The organism is Streptococcus sp. HMSC068F04, assembly GCF_001837455.1.
Taxonomy (GTDB): Bacteria; Bacillota; Bacilli; order Lactobacillales; family Streptococcaceae; genus Streptococcus; species Streptococcus salivarius_D.
In genome coordinates this window covers 31,476-52,642 of sequence record NZ_KV832531.1, presented here as the reverse complement: position 1 = coordinate 52,642, position 21,167 = coordinate 31,476, and the positions used below count along the sequence as shown (strand labels likewise).

Genomic DNA, 21,167 nt, shown 5'->3' with positions numbered 1-21,167 from the left:
GACTATTTAACCTGTCTTTTGAAAGAGATAGCAGATAGTTCGACCAATAAAATGAAAAAAGTAATCCCTAAGAAAAATGAAACGAAAATCATTGAATAATCAGGAATATATTCAGATCCAATAGGTATACCATTTATTCTCATTTTTGTCATTGGTTCAAGTAGCTTCAATGACCAATCATAAGGAAACAAATACCATGTATCTAAGAGAGAAAAACTTGTACCAATAATTAGTGGTGATATTGTATTAATAATCATAGCAAAATACAAATTAGTTTTTCTTGATAGCCATAAAATAAATGGAATTTGCCATAATGTTGTCAACCAAATCAATAAAATAGTTAATAGCATCCTACATATACTAATAAGACTTGGTGTGGGTAAAATTAAACCAATTAAGATAAGTATTAGGCTTAAAATCATACTAATTATTAAATTTAAAAAAGCTACCAATATGATTCTTGCGTATTCTACCTTTTTTAAATTAACATTCCTTGATAAATAAACAGAATACTTATTTGAATCTAATTCCAACTTATTTAACAAAGCGGAATTTACAGCTATAATTACATTAATCCAAATAACCCCCCACTGATTCACGGTGGTTTCTGCAGTTAGACTTAATACTTCCTTACCACCCAATGATGAAAACAATAAAGAAAGAGTGACACAAATGAAAGGGAAAATAAAAATTAACCTAAAAATACTCGTATTCTTTATTTTAATTAAATTTGATAAAAAAACTTGTTTCATAATCTCCTCCCTTTTTCATATATAATTTGATTATTAAATAACTCCTCAAGATTCTCAGAACCATCATATTCCTTCTCCAGTACAATCTTTCCTTCATAAATAAAACCAATAAAATCAGCTAGATGTTCGACCTCTGAAAGAATATGACTTGAAATCATGACTGTCATCCCATCTGATTTAAATGACTCTATAATTTCCCTTAATTCTTGAATTCCAATAGGATCCAACCCGTTGGTAGGCTCGTCCAATATAAGTAATTTAGGTGAATTTATTAAAGCGATAGCTATTCCTAACCTTTGCTTCATCCCTAGAGAAAATTGCTTTACTGGTCTCCTATCAATGTTTCCTAAACCTACTTTATTTAATAGCGGAAGTATTGTACTATTTGAAATACCAAGCATTGTTGTAACTACTTTCATATTATCGTATGCGCTCAAATTCTTGTAAAGTGGTGGTTCTTCAATAATACTTCCAATTTTCTGCAAATCTCGACGTGACCATTCTCTACCTTCAAAAGTGATAGAACCACTGGTTTTATTAATTAAACCAGTCAAAATTTTCATAATAGTTGATTTTCCAGCACCATTTGGACCTATTAAAGCATACACTTTTCCCTTAGGAATATTCATATTGACATTATCTAGTACCGTTCTCTTACCATAAGATTTTCTTAAGTTTTGTATTTTTAACATATTGATTACTCCTATTCTATATACTGTTGGGCATTTAGTGTGTAATAAGCAAAACAATATACCTTCTCTTCAAATTCTCTATTAATCCCATTTAATCGGTTCATTGATAAGTGTAAAAAACTTCCTACTAAATTAAATTTTGTATTATATAGATCATTTGTACTATCGAATCGATTAGTTGTCTTTAAATCTAGGTCGAAATCTTTGATTGTATTTTTCATCTTATATTTCCTCTCTTATTTATATGTCCGATATATTTACGATGTCATTATTTCATCTTAAGTTCAGAATCTGTTCAGAAAAAAAGCATTTGGACAGAAAATTTCTTACAATTTTCTGTCCAAATACTTTAAATTATATCTATTTCTTCTTAATGGATAAAATTGCACTTGCTCCCCCTCTTGCTGGGTTTACCAACTGAAGGTGCCCTCCATGCTTAATAGCAACACCATTAACAAAAGCTAATCCAATTCCGTAATGCTTATTTCCTCTACTATTATCTTCTGTGTAAAACAATTTAGTGCCATTTTTCAAAGTACTATCATTAAACTGGGGACCATTGTTCCATACTTCAAAATAAATGAGAGTTTCCGATTCAGATAATATGACCTCTATTTTCTTATTTGAAAAGGGTGTAAATCTAATTGCATTAACTAGAAGATTAGATATTGCCCGTATCAAATTTTCTTCTTCTCCATAAAAAGAACTGCTTACAAGGTGATTCCCAATAGAAAATTCAACATCGTTTATATTCAAAAGATCATCAACCTCAAAATGTAACTCACTTAGCAGTTCTTCAACAACTATCAACTTTGCTCCTCTATCTTCTGAAAGCATCCGAGTATAGGAAATCAATGAGTCGAAATAGCTCTCAAAAACAGAAATACTATTATCCATTGAAAGAACATAACTTTGTTGACTAGTTGTTAAGGACGTTAATTCTAATAACTCAAGGTTCCCTTTTAAAACAGTTAAAGGTGTCTTTATATCATGAGAGAGAGCAGATATTTGAAATGATAAATCTTGTTTCTCTAATTTTTCTCGATCAATCAAATTTTTCAAACCATCTCCCTTTGTATATAGGGTTGCCAGGATATCATCAAATTCCGTTATTTTAGAAAAGTTTTCTTGTTTAGATAATCTATCTATCCCCATTTTATTTGCTATTTTCTTTATTTCTTTAAAATTCGAAGAAATTTCTTTCACAAACCTTGTTGAAGCAACCACAATACTAGTTATTATTCCTAACCCTAGAAAATAAAAAGTCAACATATTATATGGAACATCCCTAAACTTAGGATTAGAAAATTCTGGCATCTCATTATATCTAATAACAATACTATAATCAACATTGTTATAGAAGTCATAATGCACTGTGTCCAAAATTAAGTTATCTTTTTCTTCTACAACTTTTCTGAATAAAGAAAATTCTTTAGGTATGTATTTCCCCTTAATGATTTTATTTACCTTATTATCTAAAATAACATAATCTAGTCCCAAAGATTCCGCATAGTTTGTCAGTTGTTTTATTGTTTTTTTATCTTCAAAATGATATTCCTCTCCAATATTATGGGACGTCACTATGTTTAGCCTTAAGAAAGAAAATGAAATTATATAGATTATTAGAATTGTAATAAAAAAACCAGCACAAACTTCAAAAACTACTAACCATACTCTTTTTTTTATTGAATATTTTTTAGACATCCCACTTATAACCAATCCCACGTACTGTTTTTATTGGATTAATTCCAAAGCTTGCAAATTTCATTCTAATTTGATAAATATACTCTGAAATGGAGTGAAATAATGCTGACGCATCCTCGTCATAGACCTGTTCATATATCTCTTCTTTTGTAAATACTTTATGGGGATAACGAGATAATAATTCCAAAATATCATATTCCCTAGAAGTTAAAGTTAAAGGGATCTTATCGATGTATAGCATACGTTCCTCTAGATAAATTTCTAGAGGAGGAAAGCTCCTTTTATCTCTTTCAATCTTTAACCTTGCTCTTTCTTCTCTCTTCAAATGAGAATTAACCTTAGCTATAAATTGTTTCAAACTAAACGGTTTAACAATAAAATCATCTCCTCCTACGGTTAAAGCTTGGATAATTTCATCGTCATGAGATAAGGCACTAACAAAAATAATTGGAGAGCATACCTCTTCACGAATTTTATAACAAAATTCTATTCCATTTATATTAGGCATCAGAATATCTAATAGAATTAAATCATACCCCTTAAATTTATCAAAAACTATTGGTACTTGTATTTCTTGTAAAGTTGTGACTTGATAATTCTCAATCTCTAAAGCTGTCTTTATAAGTTTTAGAATTTCTTCGTCATCATCAATGGCTAAAATCTTATTCATCATTACTCCTATAATACTATAAGTAACACACAAATTAGTGAGTAACAGCAAAAATTCGATATAAAGGATAAAAACGATTTTCTTTTATATTGTACCATAATTACTTTTTTAATACCTTATTTTTAGAATTTTCAATTAAATATTTCTCAATACAGTTATCAAATTTCTATCATAATATTGGTAAAGTTATAATGTCATGAATCTAATGGCTTTTTCTGATTGTCACATGAATCATCAATAATTTATGACCAACCACTTTATCATCATACTTTCAGATAACTATCCAAGAAGGCACATATCTTGTATATAAGAGGACTCTACTATTTAATTAGTGAGCGTTTTTACGATACCAAATTTCTCTCAGCTCCAATTAAACAAGTAAAATGTTATAGAATATAACTACTGACTGGAATTAATGAAGGTGCTGTCAAATATTCCCAAGGTTATGCAAGCCTTGTTTTGATGCTATCAATAATTATGTGTAAAAACTCAAGCAGATTGAACTGTACCCCAAAAGTTAGACAGAAAAAATTAATTTTTGAGGGTGTTTTTTATGAAGAAAATATCCTATCAACAGTTCAATCAATCATAACTATCTCCATCTTTCATGTAAATATAAAGGGTTTATGGTACAATGATATTGATATACAAGGAGGTATGCCATGACTTTTGATGTAAATGAAGAAGAATTAACAATTTTAGGAATTTCTTTTGATAATTATTCAGATTTTGATACCGTTTGGTATGCTATCGGATCTTCAATGATTGAAAATTATGAGCCTACTGTTCAAGATGTAATTGATTTAAAAACTTATGTCACCAACAAACGAAAGGAATTAAACATTGGCTAAGAATCAATAGGAAAGTTAAAAGAATTATTTATCAGAATACTGATTAAATTGTGAGTTACTGTACTACCTTTCAGTACTGTCTTACCTCTTAAACTAATTCTATACGAACATACGTAATATGTCCCTGTTGGTGTTTATAAGTCAAAACCATCCTTTCTCATACAGGATTAAAGTAAAGACAAACATTCTTTTGATGTTTGTCTTTTTATTTTTTGGCTGTTCTGAATAGGCGTTCTATCATTTCTTTACAGTGTAGTCGTCTGATACTCCGAACAAAGATAGCAATTACAATACTCAACATAGACTAAGAATCTTAACTTACAAGACTGTAGCGAAACTTTGTAAACTAGTTATCACAATTCTCCATCTTCTCCAGCATCAAACTTCTGGAATCGACTGTCACTATCTAAGCTATTCTTCTTTGATAATCTCTGAGTAGGGGAAATAATACTTGACGTACTCCCTTTAGGCGTTACCCTTCCGGCACCATTATTCTCTGCTCTATTATAATTCAAGATACTATCATTGACATTATCTCTAGTACTAGTATAACGTTCTCCGAAACTACTTGAGAAGTCCTTCTTAATTGCTTGACCTACATTCCTGAATTCTGTCCCAACAACCCCCTTACCGGAAGTCATTACTTCTTTTGCTCCACTTATAGCACTATTAAACGTATTTTTAGTGCTAGTTGATAGTTTCCTTCCGGTTACCCCTACCGCTCTTCTTGCTACTTGAAAAGCAGTAAGGTCCTGATCTGTCGTATCAGAAAATGCATTCCAAGTTCCAGCTACAGCACCTGCAGTAGCACCTGCAGCCGACATAGCACCTCGTCTGATATCATTTGTGGTCGACCCTACCACGCTTCCGGCACTCTTAAGTCCTTTTACACCAACTCTGGTTCCACTACTAACACTATTTCTGAGACGGTTAAACCCACTTTGATTTCGTCTGCCAGTAGTTGGATTATACCTACCAACAGCGAAGTTTCTAGCACCGCCACCCATTTTATTAGCAGCCATCGCACCAACAGCCATTGTAGCAACTCCAGCCTTAGTTCCACTTGAAAGGTTAGTATCAATACCTATCCAGCGTTCCAAAACTTTTGAACCTTGAGAAACTGCAAGATAAACACCAAGGTAAACAGCAATCGTCGCAATGGCATGTTGGAATGGATCTAGTCCATCATAGAAACTTCCACCTAGAGTTTTCTTAGCAGCAGACGCTCCTGAACCTAGATTGAGTTTCACTTCGCTATAAGTAATTAAGAACCATTGAGCTACTTTGACGAATAATAGTTGGAACCAGATGGCAGCAATTCCTGTCATAACTTCCTGCCAAACCTCCAAGATTCTCATACTATTTCCGACTGCTGCGTAAGAAACTAGGGGTGAGATAATCACTGTTATAAGCGTTTTGAAAATCACTCGTACCGTAGTCACTAGCAATCCGATGAGAAGGAGTAAAAGAATGATTTGCTGAGTTATCAGTGCTATCCAGTCAACTTTATAGCGAGCATAAGTTGGTAAGAAAGCAGTATTATCAAAACCAAGGAAATAACCTGATTTTGACGTAGTGACTCGTGCATAAGCAATCTTGCCATCTGCATAACGAATGGTGTTGAGCGTAGATCTCATTACATCAGAAAATCCATTGTAAGGTGATTTTGCCTGATTATCTTTCCACTCAGATTCCTCTTTCCAACCAGTAAAAAATATTTTACTAGTTTGAAGAAGAGCAGTTATTGGGTTAGATAAGGCTATACCATTTTTAACTTGTTGCCCCCAATCAACCGAACCGTCTTCTCGCACTCCTACGAACTTAGTTATTGAGGATACTCGTCCTTCACGTCCAGAATAGTACTGAAGCATTGCCTTATTGGTTGGACCATATGTTTCAGTAAAATTGGTGAACCAAATATTACCATCTGAAATGGTATTCCAGTTTTTATCACCCGCTATAAAATGAGTATCTTCATTATAGCCTAACTTATCTGTATCAAAATCCATTGCATACAGCATTTCGAGGTCCACCGTATTGCTCCGAAATGGGGTTACAGAAAGCGAAACACTCTGACCACTGCCAGTTATGTCATAATAGGCTAGTCCTACGGTATCTTTAGCAATAGCACTGCCGAACTTTGAAGCAAAAGTCGGTAGTGCAGCAACAGAAAAAGTCACCAGAATCATATGATTGAAGAATTCTCGGTACCTGAAAGGTGCTCCTGCCATTGCCATTATCAGACGAATGAGCGTTACCAAAACAAATAAAGAAATCCCAACAATATGGAGCCACTTATAAACTTGACCAACAAAGCTATCCGACTGACTAATATAATCAAACATCCCAAATAACTTAAACATGTTGAGATAAACCTTCTCAATCGCATAACTAAAACTATAGATACCCTTTGAAAGCATCTCAGGAATAAAGCCAAAGGCTATAAATACCCCAGTTGTTGGGTGGAGGTATTGGTCCCACTGAGCATAAAAGGATGCCAATAATAGCTCTTTATCTTTGTCACCTCCCCAACCTTTAGAACCCACTTCATTAGGCCAATCTTTAGATTGAGAGATCATATCTGATAGGGATGGCCAGACCTTCCCTTGTTCAATCTCAATTGTTGCTTCTGCACCCATAGGTTATCCCTCCTTGTTTTCAGTGTTTTCAGCTGAAGTTTCAGTAGAAGGAGATGTTGGCGTTGCAAATGCTGTTGTTGTCGGTTCAGATGTAACTACCCAACCTTGAGTAGCTGATGGTTTTTTCTTAACATTGAAAGTGACACGACGAACAGTCGTTTTTTGAGCCTCATCCGTTGTACCAACAACGTATGTAACCTCATAGGTATCTTTCTCATTCTTAACGAGTTCAACTTTCTCCAACATTGTGCTAGAAACAGTCGCTACCTCTGGGTTAGTAAATTTAGCGTCGTTATTATCCAAGTAAGCCTTAAGCTTATCCTTGTCTCCTGAATAATAGTATGACAAGAAATAACGAGCCATGACATCAATCTCATGTTCATGATCTTGTATCATTGTAAGACGCTCAACTTTATCTGTTGTGGCCACAAGTTCTTTCTTGACGCGCGTGAAATTACTATTATAGACCATTAGCATCAACAATAAGAACACTGACAACGTACAAGAGCCAGTAGCCAAAATCAATGGCAACTTACTTGGTGGTCCTACTTCTTCATCTTCATACACTCTTCCTGTTTTCTCCTTCCGTTTCTTAGCTCCAGCGACTGACTGTTTATGCTTATCCTTGTTTGACATAAGACGATTCGGAAGTTCTCCTTCAATCGTTCCTGGTTTTGGATAAGGTGGCATATCAACAAGAGACAAGCCTAGACTTTCAGCATAACATGGAAGTAACCCCATTGGACCACTGAAAAAGTTGGAGATACCTTCATATGTTGTTTTCTCAAACCGTTTATCACGGTGTGCTTCTTCGATGAGTGGGGTAACGAGTTCCTTATAATCTTTCGTAATAACAAAAGGGGTAATCTGAGGTTGTCCTTCAATACTAGGGACTCCCGTAGTTGGTCGTGTGACACGACCATTTTGTTCCATCGGTTGACTAGCAAGGGCAATTCCTTTTAAGGTAAATTCAGAATAACGCTTTTTGATTTCTCGAAAAAGTAATTCTGCTTGTTTAAAAGTTAGAAATGGTAGACTTTGAACGATACTTTCCTTTTTATTACTAGGGAAATATTCAGTATCTAAGTCATCAATGATATCCGCTAACTCTTCATCCTTTTTAGGATTTGCTTTTCCTTTCCACTCAATATAAAGAAACAAGGCATCGGGAAACAATACCTTGCGATTCCCCTTTATGGTAAGTAATTCTTTTTCCATAAAGTATACCTCTTAAAGATTTATTTGGGTTGCCAAAGATAATCAACAAATGAAACAAGTGCTGAGCCAGCACATAGTGCGATTGCAATCCACATGAGTCGGTCAAGGGCCACCGTTCGTTTCTTATCACCCATCATCATCAAGATACATGCTCCTAAACCACTTAGTATTGCTATCCCCGGGAATAAGAGACGTAGCATATCTGAAAAGTTATTAATTGAATTATTAGCTTCATTAGCTGGGTTAACAGTCCCCTTTCCTCCAGTTTGCTCCGCAAAAGCAAGTGATACAGAGTTCAACGTCAACAAAGCAGTCATTCCAAGTGCTGATGCCTTAGTCTTCACGTTGTTCAAAAATGTGTTTTCTTTCAAAACAGCCTCCTTAAAATTTTAATATCTGTAGTCTACAATATTCCATCTACGAGTCACAACCTAGTGACACCCCTTAAGAAGTAAGCAAATAGTTACCATACTCCTCTGGAGGTATCCGTTTGACAGTAATATGTGTCTGACGTCTATCTTGAACTGTCTTTCTACCTGAGTTGCCATACGCAAACGTTCCTGGTGCATGTCCAGATAGAGACACGTCAACTATAAAGTAATCTTCTGGCTTTCGCCCAAGGAAATACAATTGCTCAAAGATTTCATCAGTTAACACTTCATCAATAGTTCTCTCTAAAGGCCTTGCTCCATCTTCTGGACTAACACCGACACTACTGAGATATTCATAGAAGTATTTTTTGCCATCGATAGTTTGCTCACCATCCATAACATCCTCATAATTAATAAGGATATGATGCTCTTTAAACCAACTGCTCTCATGTACAGCCATTTTTGAATAGACAATCTTATCAATGGTTTGTTTCGTCAAGATATTAGTCACTTCAATTTTCCAACGGTTGATAAATTCAGGACGTTTAAAGATCTTGATTAACTCGTCTCTCATGTCCTTCATGAACTCTTTATAGTCAGTCTTGTTCATTTCTGTAAAGGTCTGACCAGAGGTGATATATTTATCTTTGATTCGCTTATGCCCCACGTTTGATGTTGCAATGATAAACGTATTCTTAAAATTGATTTTTCGTCCACGTCCGTCAGTTAAATGCCCGTCATCAAGCATTTGCAAATACAAAGCCCAGACATCTGGATGAGCCTTTTCTAACTCGTCCAAAAGTACTAACGAATAGGGATTCTTCTTAATTCTTTCCGTTAAATCACCTTTTCTCTCGTCATTTCCTATAAGACGAACAACAGCATTATCAGTCATGTATTCTGACATATCCAGCCGAATCATCGCTTCTTCACTACCAAACAGTTGTTTTGCTGCTTGTTTCGCCAATTCAGTTTTACCTGTACCTGTTGTTCCAAGTAGAAGAAGAGTTCCTAGAGGTCTTCGCTTGTTCTGTCCTCCCTGGATTCCCTTATACATAAGGCGTGCTATAGTTCGAATCACATGGTCTTGCCCCTTAACAACAGCACGCATCCCTTCCGCAAAATCCACTGGAGTTGAAGACGTGCGTAGTAGACTTTCCATAGGAATACCTTTTTTACGGTGAATGACACTCGCAATATCTTTTAAGGTAATCTCTGATTTCCCATCGATATTTGCAGTCGCTGAAGCTTCATCAATAATATCAATAGCTTTATCCGGAAGCATTTTATCCGTGACATAACGAATAGATAATTCTACTGCTGCCTTAATGGCATCAGTAGGAATCTCAATATCAAGTTCTCGTTTATACTTGGGACGACGTTTTTTCAAGACCAAAATAGATGCCTCTTTGTCCAGTTCATCAACGTAAACTGGTTGCAGACGTCTTTCCATCGCTGGATCTCGTTCGATAATCATAAACTCATCAGCTGTAGTGGCTGAAATAAGATAGATTTCCCCACGAGATAAGGCTGGTTTCAAGCTATTTGCTACGTCAAGAGCACTTCCCTCAACCCCAGTTCCCATAATGGTATGCACTTCATCAATAAAGAGAATAAACTCATCTTTATGAGCCATAAACTCTTTAATCAACCCGTCCATTTTAGCAATGATGTTCACCTCTTTACCAGTATGGTCAAATTCTTTCCCTTGGATAGCAGATAATTCTAGTTGCTTAACCTGCTTACCTCGGAAACGTGTTGGGACGTGGGCTTTATTGTTAAGAATATCCGCACAAATTCCCTCTACAATAGCGGTTTTACCTACACCAGCTTCACCAATTAGTACAGGAGAGTTTTTTTCTAATCGGTTCAGTGAGATAAAGACTTGTCTGATTTCATCTTGTCTACCCCAAGCCACAAAATCTTGACGTTTAGGTCTGATTTTCTCAGTAAGATCTGTTGTGTATTTATCAATATAAGGAGTCTTACTAAGATTATGGTTAGTCATCTCCTTCATCTATTTATACTTCCTTCCTAAACGTTCTGCAGCCTTATCCATTAAGTAGCGACGGTTTTTTGAGCCGTCATCTCTCAACTCTGGATAACAGTTCTTATCAATCGGATAATAACGTTTCTTTGTCCGACGGTGAGCATGAATAAATTCCCAGAACTTATTTCCACCAGACGAAGACGGGATCATCCAATAAATCGTTAAAGTCATTGTACAGATTAAATTGATTAGGAACTTCAACTCCTGCCCTCTAGGGAAAAATATATCCCTGAATTGTAGCGGAAAAACAAAACTCCCTACTATAATAAAGGCTTTCATTATCGGAACACCGTAGTACTTTACCTGCGTGTAAAGACCACGAGGCAGTCCCCAGTTCCCCTCTTGTTGTTGATTTTCTTCTTGATTCATCCAGTACCTCCTAGAAATCAATATCCATCATTGGTTGAATATTACTTTCAAAATAAAGGAAATAACGGAATTTCTCAGTCAATAGCTCCACCTGATCCCTCTGAATACAAATAGAACCTTTCTCTCCAAAATCAATATCCAAAAGGTCCGTACATTCAATACGGCATTGGTTTAAGTGTTTCTTAACTACCTCAATTGATGTTTCAGAGTCATGATGTACGTTACTTGAGACAAAACTACGAAAGTTCTTCCAACCAACTTCTTTATCAATGATTTGATGTAGGCGTTCTAAACCGTCTGCCCATTTCCCTCTAAAAATTTGAAGGGGTTCATTCATAGCGTTACCTCGCTGATATTTCATCAATAGGCAATCCTGGTTAAGTAAATAGCGTTGTTCATCAATTGTCATAATCGTTAATAAAGTCCTTTCTTTCCTTTTTATATTTATTCCCCAATATCTTGTTTTACTGAGCGCACTGGTGAATTAAACTTGTAAGTACCATTCTTAACTGCTTTGATATTCTTTTCAATCTGTTCAATGATTGTCTGAACATAAGCAGCATTTTCACGCGCTTTCGCTCCGTCCTTCTCTTTAGAGTCCATACTTTTCTCGATAGCTTCCATATCACTCTGCTTATCGGTTAACTCGTTACCGACCAAGTATTCTGACTCACGCTTCAACTGCTCCAATGTCTTAGTATCTTCCTTGACACTGTCATCCAGTGTTTTTGCAGAAGCCAAGAGTTCTTTTCGTTGACCTTTTTGATATTTCAACTCCTCTTCAAAAATATTGAGGGCAAACTTCTCACGAGACAAATTCTTGACATATTTGTTTTTGAGAAGTTCATTTTGAGGAGTTACAAAGAAATCAACGTAGTTCTTATTCCCTTCCTTATCTTTTTGTTTATTCTGCTTAGAAACTGAAGCGTCATTAGAACTTGATGATAAGTAGTCATTGTATTCTTGAACGTCAATCTTAAGACTGTTTGAGTTTGGTGTCTTATTTGTTGCACGGATAACCATGAGTGTATAATCTGAAGGCACATTACGCATGACCAGATACACCTTATCTCCGGTTAACGGAATGGCTTCTAAGGTCACTGCTTCAGGATTCTTAACACTACTTGGCAAGAAAACCTGCCAATCAAGATTTTCAGTATTAATCCCTTTTTTAATAGCACTAGTAGCATCTGATGTTGTTAACTCCATAACGACCAACCCATTTGAAGAAGAGTAAGTCATAGAGGTTGCTGTGATACTTCCAAGGCCATTACCAAATGATTGTGTTGCCTGCAGTTGTGACTCTAAGTAAGTAACTCGGGTTGGAGAGAAATAAGCAGTTGTAGCTGTCCAGACCATAGTTCCCAGTAATGCATAGCTAATGATTAACGTTCGTTTTAACCGATGTCGCCTCAAGTAAGAAAGAACTCTGTTACTCTCCCAGAAGGACTTGATCCTATTTGCTGCTCTAATAGGAAAATACCGCCAACCTTCTAGCTCTACGAGCCCTTGTGTATTTTCATAATCTTTAAATTCTACCATGAAGCCATGATAGGCTATATCATATAGGTATCGCAACCTAGTGACATAGGTTGACTTTCGAGATAATAATTCTCTTATTCTGGTTTCCTAGCCTTGAAACAACCCCGTCAATAAGCTATACTAAAACTGTGTTTAGGAGTAGTCCTAAACACAGTCATTGTTTTTCCCTTCGGGGAATTTTATGGAGAGGTTGCTTTTCTCCTTCTTCTCCATATCTTCTTTTTCATAAAACGTCATTGTTTTTTGAAAATATTGTTGTTGTGACCATTGGAACTTCCTGTTGTTCCGATGGTTTTTTCTTGTCTAAATGAGGTCCTTTTACAACAAAAAAGAGGCAGCCCTCAATGGACTACCTCTCTTCCCAAGAGAAATTTCTCTGGAGAAGAAAAACAATGACTATTTTTAGTTTAACAGCGAGGGGAGAAACCTCATAACACTAAAAACAGAAAGGATAGTTATGCTTTGGGGGAGGTCCCTGATTCATAACTAATAGAAGTTAATAGATTATGTTAGATACGAGAGGAGAAATCTCGTCTAACCTTACAACAATGGTTGGGTTAAGGAGAGGGGAGAAACCTCATTCCTTAACCTTGATATAAGTATATCATAATAGGTCTTGTATTCGAAGCTCAGAGGACCCTTTATTTCAGTTTTTTTTATTTCTTTTCAATCTCCTATAATTATCTTGATATCAGTATGATATCATAGACACATTTTGTGTAGGATATCATCTAACCAAGTAAGATGTCCAAATGTCAGAAAAACACCCAAAAAAATTCAAAGAAACTATATTTCTAACACAACGTATTTACTAGAACCGTTGTGTTAGAAATCCAAATTATTCTCTTCTCTAAATCTTTGTTTCTCTTCATCTGTGCCACCACGAATAAAAGTAGTTTCCCCTCTATGGACAGTATGTACTATTGGAGACTTTCTTACATCTGGATAGTCATGTGTCACAACCGAATTGGAATCATCGTTGTCAGTAACTTCAGAATTAGAACCATCGTTGTCAGTAACTTCAGAATTGGAAAAATTTTCATCACTTTGACTGTCACTGACTTCCTCATTATTTGCGTCATGACCTAATTGTTTAAATAGTAATAATGCTGCTGCAAATGCTGCTGTACCTGCCGTAAGGATAGCTCCTCCAACTTTTAGGAATTTTTTCCCATTATCAGTCTTTGAAAATTCAATAGTATCTTCAATTGAATCTGATACCATCCTTTTCAAAGTACCGATTTTACTGGTGTTCTTCTTAAAGTTTGGTAACACTTCCGAAATAGGAATCCAGAGTTCCATACGATACTTCTTGTTTAATCTATCCCCAACACTATAGACTTCAAGACTTGGACTATTTTTTATTACAAAATTCTCCTTAGCAAACTCCCATGCTTTAGGAATTGTTTTTTCGACAGAGCCTATTAGTTCAATGATAGCATAATTGCCACTTGGAAGGATTACTTCTTTAAACCTATCAGAGTTTTTAGGAACATGACCAATGCATGTATAATATGTAAAATCACCATGTTCATCTGGAGCCGAAATATATCCAACTGGTGCGTTATAATCAGCAACGACATACTTATAATAGTTTTTCCAAAAAGAGGTAAAGTCACTTGATTCTGACGCATGATTTTCTATACCATAGAACTTTACCGCATTTTTCTCAACAATACTAATTCTCATATTACTACTACTTTCTATAAGTAATCACTTTATTGACACAATAATATTATCCTTTTCTCGGATAACTAGAACTAAAAATTATAGCTCAAAAACAAAATCTGCTATTCGTTTTGCTGCTTTCTCTGTAGCTAAATCAATATCCTCTTTAGTCCAAGTATCTTTGGTATACGTCACGAGAGACTGAGCTATTGGAAACTTACTACCAATATATCCATTACCTTTAGAGATATGATTTTCCTTCTTAGTTCTAAACCAGGCATCTCCAATACCACGATTTATTTCTGCTTCAAGTAAAATCTTGTTTCCTAACTTCTCAGCATATTCACGAAATTCATCCGGATCATCGACACCTATATCATGCATGATGTGCTCTCTGTTAATCCCACTTTTTGGCATAATATGTTCGATGTCTATATTTCCGTCAAGCTTTAGATTTATACCATGTTCGGTTGCAAATAGGTACTCATTCACATAAATAAGAGCATTTGAGACTCCACTCTCTAAAAGTGTTTGTTTAACATTTTCATATTCAAAATTCAAACGTATATGCTCTCGAACCTTATCAATTAATGACTCTGTTGAAAATGTATCGACTTGACTATACAACAAATTGATTTCCTCAAGAAAGCGTTTGAATAATCTATGACTGTATGATAACTCTGATAATTCAATTAAGATACCAATTCGCATCAGGTACTCTATATATCTCTTATCATCTCGGAAAAATAGATAGCTACTCACAAATGGCCTTAAATTACCATTAAGCTGACTGACTACTCTACCAATCGATGTTTCTGATGTAAGCAAATAAGTATTGAGTATCTTTTTCAAATCATCTGTAAAGACAACATCATCATTAAGAAGTTCCTTATTCTTATTAAAGAATGCACGAATTCCGGGATTCCATCTGTCTGTACCATTTTGTTGCGATAGCTTAGTGAAAATATAATGTGTCATCAACGTATTCAAATCAAGATTTGACTTGTCAGCCCATTCTACTATCTCCTGCCAATTATTTTCAAATGTTTTTCTATCTGCAGCACTAGCAGTTGTTTTGGAAACAATGACTTCAATTGGAGTCAATGGTACACCAGTACCATTTAAAGAGTTAAAAATATTAATAGCTTGGTCAGTATTAAAACTTGTAATGGTGATGACTTGGCAATTTTTTATGAAATGATTAGCAAAATTTATGCAATTAAGAACACTCAATTCATTGCAAGTATTGTAAAAATATCGGAAATTTTTGTAGAAGTTCGTATAGCGATTGTCTTTTTGGCGACGGTATATTTGATGAACATTCTGTTTTATTTCTTCAAAATTGCGTCCAAGTAGAATAGCCTGCATGTCAAAAGCGTATTTTTCTGAGATGGAATCATTAATGTACTTTATCATTTCAACAGTTGGGAATGATAGCCCATCAACAAAATCATCTAGTTCATCCTCAGACATATTAAACAGCAATGATGCAATTTGTTCTTTTAGTCCGTTCAGTCTCTTAATAAGTCGTTTACCATCTGCATCGTCTTGAGGTTGGATAGCTAATTCACTCTCAATTTTAAGTAACAATGCTTTTAATAACAACATAAAGGTAGTTGTTCTTTGTTGACCATCAATTAGTGTAACGTCATGGTCCTCACCAGATTCCTGGGCAATCAGTACTGCTCCAAAGAAGTAATTGTCCTGTGAATCTTTATCGAAGTTTTCCATATGCTGATTGATATCTTCAATTAACTGATCACATTGTGCCACCTGACACGCATATGGTCTCTGGTAGCTAGGAATATAAAATTCAGATTTAGAAAAATATTGTTCTACTGTTTGTAGACTTGGTTGAATATCATTACGCATGATGAACTCTCATTTCTTAAAATTTGTCTCAATATAATGAAACTACACTTCTTCCATATTATACCACGAAAACACTTCCATAATTAAAAAAAGTAGAGACACTAATTAATGTATCACTACTTCAATCTCAATTTTTGCTGACTGTTGAATTCAGGTGATATCATGTTCTCACTTCTCCTCTTTCTTACTTTCTACAAACTTAACTTTCGTCATTTTTCCAAGTTTATATTTTTCAAAATCAGACATTCTATCATCTCCATATCTGCTTATTTTTTCTTACAATTTTTTTGATGTGCTTTTAATTTCTTCATCGCCCAATCATAATGACTTGAAGTAGTGCTTACAAAATACGAACCAAGTACACTTCCTCCTACCCACTTATAGACATCTTTTGAAAACAATTCTTCGTTTGTAAATCTCTCAGCTAATTCTAAAATATCTTTATGGGATTTATGAAACATTTCTTTTGCATCTTCAAGAGAAGTATTTTGATGTTTTTTCCAAAACTCTACATTCATATCTCCATAAGTTTTCCAATTATATGGAGCTGGAATAAAAGGTTTTGCCACTCCCTTTAAATTTGTATTTACCCAATTCAAAAGAAGCTGGTGCCATTCATATAAATGGATCAAAATATCTCTTAGATTTTTATCTCTTTTCCAATGAGCCTCTTTCTTTTTTTCATCACTTGAAAAGTCAAAAGGTGTGTTTAATTCTTCGTCAGATAGCTTAGCAATTAATACATTCAACTTATCATAGTTTTCTTTCGCTGCAATCATTAAATCTTCTTTTGTTCTTGGTCTTGGCATTATATTTCCTCCTACTTTACGCTATATCTCAATATGGTTTTTAAGTTTTCTTCTGATGTTCTATTCTTGTTGCTCAAATAGATTTCTGTATGATAATCAAATTTTCTTAAAAGACCATGTTTTTCCATAAAACTTTCTAGTTTTTCAAATGAATATGGTTCTGTGTCAAAACTTCCAATATGTAAAATCTGTACTGCTTTGCCACCTTCTACATTATCAAAAATGATTTCATCATATAATTTATTCGGTTTTTTCTCTCTAACATTCTTAATAGCTAAATCAAAAATATCTCTTGTAATAAAATCTGGCTGTTTAATCATAATTGCATATTTCAATTTATTTTTATCAAATTGTTCTCCAGAGTTTTTTCTCCAGATACCTTCGAGTGGAAATACAGCAAAATCTTTGTAAGAAGAATTATTTTCATCTATATTCGTCTTTTTAAATAACATTTTAATACCATATGCTAATGTAAACAATGCCGAAACTCTATCTGAAAAATCAGCTAAATTGGGATTACCTTCTCCATTTATCATAATGAACTTCTGATTAGGAACATCTATTATCTCCGCTTTTTGCTTTGCTCCATATAAGTATTTTTCTTCTTTTTTCCATTCATATTTCATAGCAAAATTCTCCTTTGTACTGATAAATATATTATACAAAAGTTAACTTGACACCATCTGTCATATTCTATATTTTTTAGCCATAATGTTTATTATGTTTTTAATTTTATCTCGAATTTCTTTCGGTTCTAACACCTCTGCCGCATCTCCATAGGAAAATATATAGTTATATAAATTGTAATCGTTGGGAAGTTCTACTGTAGCATATAAACTTCCATCTTCATCTTCTTCAATAGCACTGGATACTTCATCATATACTCTAAAAGCCATTTCTCTATCAAATTTTACTTTAACAAATACAGTTTCCTCATACTCGATTTCTTTTTTTAAGACAATACTATCAAAATCATCTTCAAAGGTATTTGGTAAAATTTCAAATTCTTTTATGCGTGACAACTTAAAATATCTAAAATCATTTCTTGACAAACAAAATGCATACACATACCAATCCCATCCTTTAAATAGGAGTCTTATTGGCTTTACTTTTCTGCTTGTTTCTTTTTTATTACTGGAAAAATATATAAAACGAACAATATTTTTATTGATGATTGCTGATTTTATATCTTTAAATAATTCATCATAAGATTTACTTCGTTGCCAATTTGTAAAATCAACTTCTATCCAGTTAGTATTTTTCGTTTTAAATAAAGCGGTTAATTTGGTTAAAAGTTCATTTTCGTACTCCTTATTTGTCAGTTCTAAACCTTTTAAGGCAATCAAAATCTGTTCTTGCTCGTTCTCAGAAAGAAATGATTTTTTCAATACAAAATCATCCGCTATTTCTATTCCACCACCTTTCCCTTGGGTGGCGTAGATGGGAATTCCGGCACTGCTAAGGACATCAATATCTCTATAAATTGTCCTTATTGATACTTCATATTTTTCCGCAAGTTCATTTGCCGTTACTTTTCCTTTTTCCAGTACATAATACAAAATTTTAAACAATCTATTGTTTTTCATTATTTTACCACTCCTAGTAGTTACTACTATATCGTAAATATGACATTTTTTGTCATGTTATAAATGTGTTTTAGATAAAACGCTGACATTAACTTCTATACTTGGTATAATTAAGACCCAAACTCATATCTCGCTTAACGCTTGCTTTACAAATCATTCTTATGTAGCAAGCACAGTAGTATTAAGCTCTAATATACCTTGAAAGATTTGGAAATAAGATAATTTTCAATGCCCATCTCATAACAAACCTCTCTACTTCTTTGACTTATCCTCTAAACTCTTAATTCCTGTATTCCAACATACTATAAAATTTGACCTCTTCCATAACCTATCACCTCTTTTTATATAGAATTATAACTAAAAGATAATACAATCTATTTTTGAAATAAAAACTCTTTCATATCCTATTCCCTCAACTCTTCAAGTACAGTTTCTACGTCCTCTTCTGTCACTATTTCTCCAGGTTCTACTTTCTCTCCTGGCAAAACATAATCATGGATCTTCCCATTTCGTCGGACAATACTGATTTTATCCCCCTTGATAAACCCTCTTTCTATCGCTTCCATTACTTCATCATATGTCATCATTTTATATACCTCCTATTTTCTACAATATATCTATTCGTAAAAGATATCAAAAAGTAACAAAAAAATCACTCAAAGTTAAAAAAATTTAAGTGCCTATTTGTTTTCTACTATCAGTAAGCATTAGCTTAGGTTTGGATAAATTCCCAATGTAATGCTATATCATACAACTCTTCTAGAGTTGTCTCTTGTGCCGATGACAGCTGTTATTTCGAAAACTTAAATAGCTCTTTTTATGATATGGTACCTCAAAAGAGCCAGTTCAAAAGCCAAATCTCTGTCACTTTTAGAATTAAAACGCATCTGGTATATCCCCTTTTAAAAAAGCCACGTATTAAATACGTATCTTAACTTTCTACTGAACTTCAGGCCCTAAGACGAGATAGAGAATATCTCGCTTAGTATCATACTCTCAGGCGTGTTCATCAACTTCAAACAAGACTTCCGACCTTTTTGTTTAGCCCTGCGGTCGTACTGTTCCTGTGCTTCTGTATAATATCGCTTACATTACATCATTTTTTAACCCTTTTGGAAAATAAGATCCATATCAAAAAACTCTCCAAGAAGGAGAGGTTTTCTATAATGGATAAACCTTACGAAATTCTTCTAAAACAACCTTGCTGTCAGGTGTAAAAGTCAGTCCGGCCTCGCTCATCCACTCGGTGAAAACCTCCTCATGAACCTGACGCCAATAGGCCAGAGATTTATCACCCTCACCTTCCTTGTAGGCATGGTCGGCTGACACTTGATGGAAAGGCTGAACAGAAACCTTTGTGACTTCGACAATGCAGACAGCTTGATCTTGACTGTCTAAAACAACATCAAAGGTCCCTTCTTGTGGCAGGGGGTCGTTATCAACTGCATAAAGATCATAGGCGGATGCAGTTGCCGTCTTTTCACCTTTTAACACCAAATCTGCCAAGAGATCGGCTTCTACTCCAAAAGCCCAAGCATCGATTTCATCTCCGATTGAGGGGTTAATTTGCTTGTAGGCATTCCACATTTCTTGAGGTGTCATTTCTTCTCCTTTATTTCTTTTACTTTCCAATTATTATAGCTTGTCAGTTCTAATTCTGGAAATCCTCGCAACTCTGCCTTCACCTTCAATACTAAAGGTGAAGCATTGTCTGCAGTAATTTCTTCCAAATTCAACCAAATTGCATTTGCTGAATCATTGCTTCCATCAAGAAGCTCCTGAGGAAGGGATTGTTGAGAGCGTTCGAAATCGAGTACGATATCATAAAAGGCCATGATATGGTATACGGCGAAGTCTTGCCCTTCTTCTTGAACCAACACATCATAGATTCTAGGGTTTGAATAAGAGCTTATCGCATATCCTGTCTCTTCCAAAACTTCTCTCTTAAGAGTTTCTGTCAACCCCTCACCGAGTTCTTGACTACCACCCGGTAAATCAAAACGCTGTTGATAAGGTCCTCTCGTTTTCTCAATGCAGAGAAGTTTCCCATCTTGAAGACAGACTCCGTATACACCAAAGTGATCTTTGATTTCCATATTCTTAACTTCCTAGCTTCATTTATTTTTTACCATACCTATCATCATACATTTATCTTGGGTTGGGGGGGACTCTTTATTAAAGACATTTTGTCTATTTAACTTTAACAGACTTTCAAAACAAAAAACGCAAGAGTTTCCCCTTGCGTTAAACGTCATGGTGAGATAACCCCATGAGCACATAATCAATTCTAAAGCTATTTTACCATATTTGTAAAGACTTTTCAACCAAAAATATACTGTCAATTATTTTGTGTTTACACAACTTATTTTACACT

The 21,167-nt window shown here is 34.6% G+C and carries 20 protein-coding genes; 1 reads left to right on the top strand and 19 read right to left on the bottom strand.

Annotated features, from left to right (window positions below):
- Nucleotides 1-2: 2 nt before the first annotated feature.
- The 4 genes from HMPREF2571_RS09315 to HMPREF2571_RS09295 form a co-directional block, all read right to left on the bottom strand.
- Nucleotides 3-752, bottom strand: a complete 750-nt coding sequence (locus HMPREF2571_RS09315) for a lantibiotic immunity ABC transporter MutE/EpiE family permease subunit (protein WP_070578165.1) — start codon at nucleotides 750-752, stop codon at nucleotides 3-5.
- The gene (locus HMPREF2571_RS09310; RefSeq protein WP_070578169.1) at nucleotides 749-1,444 is read right to left on the bottom strand and encodes a lantibiotic protection ABC transporter ATP-binding protein; all 696 of its coding nucleotides are present in this window, start codon (nucleotides 1,442-1,444) and stop codon (nucleotides 749-751) included. Before HMPREF2571_RS09310 ends, HMPREF2571_RS09315 begins: the two co-directional genes overlap by 4 nt.
- A 360-nt stretch (nucleotides 1,445-1,804) precedes the next feature.
- Complete coding sequence (locus tag HMPREF2571_RS09300) at nucleotides 1,805-3,148, bottom strand: sensor histidine kinase (RefSeq protein ID WP_070578178.1); 1,344 nt, start codon at nucleotides 3,146-3,148, stop codon at nucleotides 1,805-1,807.
- Entirely contained in the window at nucleotides 3,141-3,818 is a 678-nt protein-coding gene (locus HMPREF2571_RS09295; protein ID WP_070578183.1) for a response regulator transcription factor, read from the bottom strand. The genes HMPREF2571_RS09300 and HMPREF2571_RS09295 overlap by 8 nt, the downstream gene beginning before the upstream one ends.
- A 662-nt stretch (nucleotides 3,819-4,480) precedes the next feature.
- Here HMPREF2571_RS09295 and HMPREF2571_RS09290 point away from each other — a divergent pair.
- Nucleotides 4,481-4,669, top strand: a complete 189-nt coding sequence (locus tag HMPREF2571_RS09290) for a hypothetical protein (protein WP_070578186.1) — start codon at nucleotides 4,481-4,483, stop codon at nucleotides 4,667-4,669.
- Between the two features lie 353 nt (nucleotides 4,670-5,022).
- Here HMPREF2571_RS09290 and HMPREF2571_RS09285 read toward each other — a convergent pair whose 3' ends face one another.
- From HMPREF2571_RS09285 to HMPREF2571_RS09215, 15 genes are all read right to left on the bottom strand, one after another.
- A complete protein-coding gene (locus HMPREF2571_RS09285) occupies nucleotides 5,023-7,308 on the bottom strand; it encodes a DUF8208 domain-containing protein (RefSeq protein ID WP_070847939.1) in 2,286 nt (761 codons plus the stop codon).
- 3 nt (nucleotides 7,309-7,311) lie between these two features.
- A complete protein-coding gene (locus HMPREF2571_RS09280; RefSeq protein WP_070847936.1) occupies nucleotides 7,312-8,526 on the bottom strand; it encodes a hypothetical protein in 1,215 nt (404 codons plus the stop codon).
- Between the two features lie 20 nt (nucleotides 8,527-8,546).
- On the bottom strand, nucleotides 8,547-8,897 hold the full coding sequence (locus HMPREF2571_RS09275; protein WP_070847933.1) for a hypothetical protein: 351 nt from the start codon (nucleotides 8,895-8,897) through the stop codon (nucleotides 8,547-8,549).
- Between the two features lie 73 nt (nucleotides 8,898-8,970).
- Nucleotides 8,971-10,905, bottom strand: a complete 1,935-nt coding sequence (locus HMPREF2571_RS09270) for an AAA family ATPase (protein ID WP_256315268.1) — start codon at nucleotides 10,903-10,905, stop codon at nucleotides 8,971-8,973.
- A gap of 9 nt (nucleotides 10,906-10,914) precedes the next feature.
- Entirely contained in the window at nucleotides 10,915-11,316 is a 402-nt protein-coding gene (locus HMPREF2571_RS09265; protein ID WP_045772505.1) for a hypothetical protein, read from the bottom strand.
- Between the two features lie 10 nt (nucleotides 11,317-11,326).
- Complete coding sequence (locus HMPREF2571_RS09260; protein WP_070839392.1) at nucleotides 11,327-11,725, bottom strand: hypothetical protein; 399 nt, start codon at nucleotides 11,723-11,725, stop codon at nucleotides 11,327-11,329.
- Nucleotides 11,726-11,760: 35 nt separating this feature from the next.
- Nucleotides 11,761-12,858 carry a hypothetical protein gene (locus HMPREF2571_RS09255; protein WP_256315267.1) on the bottom strand — a complete coding sequence of 366 codons (1,098 nt, stop codon included), beginning with the start codon at nucleotides 12,856-12,858 and terminating at the stop codon, nucleotides 11,761-11,763.
- Nucleotides 12,859-13,683: 825 nt separating this feature from the next.
- Complete coding sequence (locus HMPREF2571_RS09250) at nucleotides 13,684-14,547, bottom strand: GyrI-like domain-containing protein (RefSeq protein WP_070847924.1); 864 nt, start codon at nucleotides 14,545-14,547, stop codon at nucleotides 13,684-13,686.
- 78 nt (nucleotides 14,548-14,625) lie between these two features.
- Entirely contained in the window at nucleotides 14,626-16,398 is a 1,773-nt protein-coding gene (locus HMPREF2571_RS09245) for a DUF262 domain-containing protein (RefSeq protein WP_083320432.1), read from the bottom strand.
- Between the two features lie 266 nt (nucleotides 16,399-16,664).
- Entirely contained in the window at nucleotides 16,665-17,207 is a 543-nt protein-coding gene (locus tag HMPREF2571_RS09240; protein WP_070439536.1) for a ClbS/DfsB family four-helix bundle protein, read from the bottom strand.
- A gap of 11 nt (nucleotides 17,208-17,218) precedes the next feature.
- On the bottom strand, nucleotides 17,219-17,833 hold the full coding sequence (locus HMPREF2571_RS09235) for a GyrI-like domain-containing protein (RefSeq protein ID WP_049513436.1): 615 nt from the start codon (nucleotides 17,831-17,833) through the stop codon (nucleotides 17,219-17,221).
- Between the two features lie 60 nt (nucleotides 17,834-17,893).
- Nucleotides 17,894-18,793: a helix-turn-helix transcriptional regulator gene (locus HMPREF2571_RS09230; RefSeq protein WP_070439533.1), complete on the bottom strand. Its 900-nt coding sequence runs from the start codon at nucleotides 18,791-18,793 to the stop codon at nucleotides 17,894-17,896.
- Between the two features lie 404 nt (nucleotides 18,794-19,197).
- Nucleotides 19,198-19,380 (bottom strand): competence regulator inhibitor paratox, encoded by a 183-nt coding sequence (locus tag HMPREF2571_RS09225; RefSeq protein WP_070439530.1) that lies wholly within the window; start codon nucleotides 19,378-19,380, stop codon nucleotides 19,198-19,200.
- 574 nt (nucleotides 19,381-19,954) lie between these two features.
- Nucleotides 19,955-20,395: an ASCH domain-containing protein gene (locus tag HMPREF2571_RS09220; protein WP_021151534.1), complete on the bottom strand. Its 441-nt coding sequence runs from the start codon at nucleotides 20,393-20,395 to the stop codon at nucleotides 19,955-19,957.
- On the bottom strand, nucleotides 20,392-20,889 hold the full coding sequence (locus HMPREF2571_RS09215) for an NUDIX hydrolase (RefSeq protein ID WP_021151533.1): 498 nt from the start codon (nucleotides 20,887-20,889) through the stop codon (nucleotides 20,392-20,394). Before HMPREF2571_RS09215 ends, HMPREF2571_RS09220 begins: the two co-directional genes overlap by 4 nt.
- Nucleotides 20,890-21,167: the final 278 nt, after the last annotated feature.

What these genes read in the sequence shown, in the direction of transcription:
- HMPREF2571_RS09315 (WP_070578165.1), bottom strand. Translation starts at nt 752, where the DNA reads ATGAAACAAGTTTTTTTATCAAATTTAATTAAAATAAAGAATACGAGT.
- HMPREF2571_RS09310 (WP_070578169.1), bottom strand. Translation starts at nt 1,444, where the DNA reads ATGTTAAAAATACAAAACTTAAGAAAATCTTATGGTAAGAGAACGGTA.
- HMPREF2571_RS09300 (WP_070578178.1), bottom strand. Translation starts at nt 3,148, where the DNA reads ATGTCTAAAAAATATTCAATAAAAAAAAGAGTATGGTTAGTAGTTTTT.
- HMPREF2571_RS09295 (WP_070578183.1), bottom strand. Translation starts at nt 3,818, where the DNA reads ATGAATAAGATTTTAGCCATTGATGATGACGAAGAAATTCTAAAACTT.
- HMPREF2571_RS09290 (WP_070578186.1), top strand. Translation starts at nt 4,481, where the DNA reads ATGACTTTTGATGTAAATGAAGAAGAATTAACAATTTTAGGAATTTCT.
- HMPREF2571_RS09285 (WP_070847939.1), bottom strand. Translation starts at nt 7,308, where the DNA reads ATGGGTGCAGAAGCAACAATTGAGATTGAACAAGGGAAGGTCTGGCCA.
- HMPREF2571_RS09280 (WP_070847936.1), bottom strand. Translation starts at nt 8,526, where the DNA reads ATGGAAAAAGAATTACTTACCATAAAGGGGAATCGCAAGGTATTGTTT.
- HMPREF2571_RS09270 (WP_256315268.1), bottom strand. Translation starts at nt 10,905, where the DNA reads ATGACTAACCATAATCTTAGTAAGACTCCTTATATTGATAAATACACA.
- HMPREF2571_RS09265 (WP_045772505.1), bottom strand. Translation starts at nt 11,316, where the DNA reads ATGAATCAAGAAGAAAATCAACAACAAGAGGGGAACTGGGGACTGCCT.
- HMPREF2571_RS09260 (WP_070839392.1), bottom strand. Translation starts at nt 11,725, where the DNA reads ATGACAATTGATGAACAACGCTATTTACTTAACCAGGATTGCCTATTG.
- HMPREF2571_RS09255 (WP_256315267.1), bottom strand. Translation starts at nt 12,858, where the DNA reads ATGGTAGAATTTAAAGATTATGAAAATACACAAGGGCTCGTAGAGCTA.
- HMPREF2571_RS09250 (WP_070847924.1), bottom strand. Translation starts at nt 14,547, where the DNA reads ATGAGAATTAGTATTGTTGAGAAAAATGCGGTAAAGTTCTATGGTATA.
- HMPREF2571_RS09245 (WP_083320432.1), bottom strand. Translation starts at nt 16,398, where the DNA reads ATGCGTAATGATATTCAACCAAGTCTACAAACAGTAGAACAATATTTT.
- HMPREF2571_RS09240 (WP_070439536.1), bottom strand. Translation starts at nt 17,207, where the DNA reads ATGCCAAGACCAAGAACAAAAGAAGATTTAATGATTGCAGCGAAAGAA.
- HMPREF2571_RS09235 (WP_049513436.1), bottom strand. Translation starts at nt 17,833, where the DNA reads ATGAAATATGAATGGAAAAAAGAAGAAAAATACTTATATGGAGCAAAG.
- HMPREF2571_RS09230 (WP_070439533.1), bottom strand. Translation starts at nt 18,793, where the DNA reads ATGAAAAACAATAGATTGTTTAAAATTTTGTATTATGTACTGGAAAAA.
- HMPREF2571_RS09225 (WP_070439530.1), bottom strand. Translation starts at nt 19,380, where the DNA reads ATGATGACATATGATGAAGTAATGGAAGCGATAGAAAGAGGGTTTATC.
- HMPREF2571_RS09220 (WP_021151534.1), bottom strand. Translation starts at nt 20,395, where the DNA reads ATGACACCTCAAGAAATGTGGAATGCCTACAAGCAAATTAACCCCTCA.
- HMPREF2571_RS09215 (WP_021151533.1), bottom strand. Translation starts at nt 20,889, where the DNA reads ATGGAAATCAAAGATCACTTTGGTGTATACGGAGTCTGTCTTCAAGAT.